General features: G+C 56.3%; 2 protein-coding genes and 1 pseudogene. 1 reads left to right on the top strand and 2 read right to left on the bottom strand.

The features are described 5' to 3' along the window. Nucleotides 1-117: 117 nt before the first annotated feature. Nucleotides 118-573, bottom strand: a complete 456-nt coding sequence (locus OKB81_RS20215) for a hypothetical protein (protein ID WP_270663459.1) — start codon at nucleotides 571-573, stop codon at nucleotides 118-120. A 200-nt stretch (nucleotides 574-773) separates the two neighbouring features. Between OKB81_RS20215 and suhB the strand changes: the two genes are divergently transcribed. Continuing rightward, nucleotides 774-1,577 carry an inositol-1-monophosphatase gene (gene suhB / locus OKB81_RS20210; RefSeq protein WP_103858438.1) on the top strand — a complete coding sequence of 268 codons (804 nt, stop codon included), beginning with the start codon at nucleotides 774-776 and terminating at the stop codon, nucleotides 1,575-1,577. Between the two features lie 100 nt (nucleotides 1,578-1,677). On the opposite strand, the pseudogene OKB81_RS20830 reads toward suhB, so the two are convergent. Then, nucleotides 1,678-1,770: pseudogene (locus OKB81_RS20830) on the bottom strand (flagellar protein MotY); the annotation flags it as partial. Between the last annotated feature and the right edge of the window lie 74 nt (nucleotides 1,771-1,844).

Genomic DNA, 1,844 nt, shown 5'->3' with positions numbered 1-1,844 from the left:
GTGTGTTTGGAGACAGCCAGTTTACCAGCACCCTGTCTGTCAACTTCCACTTCCCCAAGATCCCGCGAAGAACCAAATATTGTGCCGCTTGAACAGCCCGCATCGAGGGGGAGATGATTAGCTGCTCAGTCCCCCTGGTTGGCGCTGGCGCAGCAAGATAAGACGGGAAAGCAGCGGGAAATAGGATTCAAACTTGCTTTGCAGCACCAGGCTGCAGGCAGGATCCGCCAGTTCGGCCTCATCCAGCAGAATACCGTTGGAAACGAAATAAAAATGCGGATCCCGGACATCCGGCCCCTGTGGAGTATGTTCATACTGTCGATGCACCAACAGGGGAAGCACCGGCAATCCCAGTGTACTGCCTCCTGCTGGCCAGAGCGGAACAGGCCAGGCAGCGCCCTCTTCTTCCAGCAGCAGGATCGCCGCTTCGTCCTTCGACGGTTGCCACTGCTGGGGCTGTGCCACCCAGACCTCGGTGACATAATCGCTCTCTTCGCTGGCGGCACGCAGTGCGGCCAACACACCCAGAGTCGTCGGCGACGACGGTTTCTGACTAACTAATGACAGATTCATGGCTCATATCCCTATGCTCACCACAGCCTGTTATCCGGCTGTCGCGATAAGACTAGTTGATTACAGGTCTTTATTGGAGCCGTCAGATCTGTCAGTCACCACCCTGACCGAATGAGGGCATAGCAGTTGCTATTCCCGAATATCTTGGTAAGATGTCGCGTCCTTTTATCCCCCGTTCTTTAACATCCAGTGGTGAACCTATGCATCCGATGCTGAATATCGCCGTGCGCGCTGCGCGCAACGCCGGTCAAGTAGTAGTAAAAGCCTTTTCTCAACCCGAGAACATCGAGGTTATCCAGAAAGGCAGCAATGACTTCGTGACCAACGTTGACCGTGACGCCGAAGCGGCCATCATTCACACCATCAAAAAATCTTACCCGGAACACAGCATCGTTGCTGAAGAGTCTGGCGAGATTGCCGGTACCAATCCGGACTACCAATGGATCATCGACCCACTGGATGGCACGACCAACCTGGTCAAAGGCGTTCCGCACTTTGCCGTTTCCATCGCTCTGCGCGTCAAGGGCAAGACCGAACAAGCCGTTGTCTACGATCCCATCCGTGACGAGCTGTTCACTGCCACCCGCGGCAGCGGCGCCCAGCTGAACGGCTACCGCATCCGTGTCGGCAAGGCCAAAGAGCTCTCCGGCACCATCCTGGCCACCGGGTTCCCGTTCAAGCAGAAGCACCACATCGAACCCTACCTGAAGATGTTCCAGAGCATGTTCATCGAGTGTGCAGACATCCGTCGTGCTGGCTCCGCCGCGCTGGATCTCGCCTATGTGGCCGCTGGCCGCGTCGACGGTTTCTGGGAAATCGGCCTGAAACCCTGGGACACAGCCGCCGGTGAGCTGCTGGCCAAAGAAGCCGGCGCCATCGTCACCGACTTCGTCGGTGGTCACAACTACGAAAACTCCGGCAACATCGTGGTAGCCAACCCCCGCGTGCTGAAAGAGATGCTCGGCAAGATCCGCGAAAACCTGCCGGAATCCCTGGCCAAGTAATCCCGGATACCCGCGAAAAAAATGCCAGTCGGTTCGCCGACTGGCATTTTTTATTCCTGACTACAGCGAAAATCCCGCCCCTCTCGATGACTCAGCGGGATCAGATAGTGCCGTTGCGTCCCATGTTGATCACCACCCGGCGGTTCTTGGCTCGGCCAGCTTCCGTTTCGTTGGAGGCCACGTGCTGTTTCTCATACCAATCGGATTAAACATTAGGTCAGTTTTATCCAATCTCGGCTACAAAGTGACATCACCCGCTCCACATCG

The organism is Aeromonas sp. QDB56 (genome assembly GCF_027705505.1).
In the GTDB taxonomy this organism is placed as follows: domain Bacteria; phylum Pseudomonadota; class Gammaproteobacteria; order Enterobacterales; family Aeromonadaceae; genus Aeromonas; species Aeromonas caviae.
This window is presented reverse-complemented; position numbering and strand designations above follow the sequence as displayed.

Bases quoted from the DNA above. Each gene is read 5' to 3' on its own strand.
- OKB81_RS20215 (WP_270663459.1), bottom strand. From the start codon at position 573: ATGAATCTGTCATTAGTTAGTCAGAAACCGTCGTCGCCGACGACTCTG.
- suhB (WP_103858438.1), top strand. From the start codon at position 774: ATGCATCCGATGCTGAATATCGCCGTGCGCGCTGCGCGCAACGCCGGT.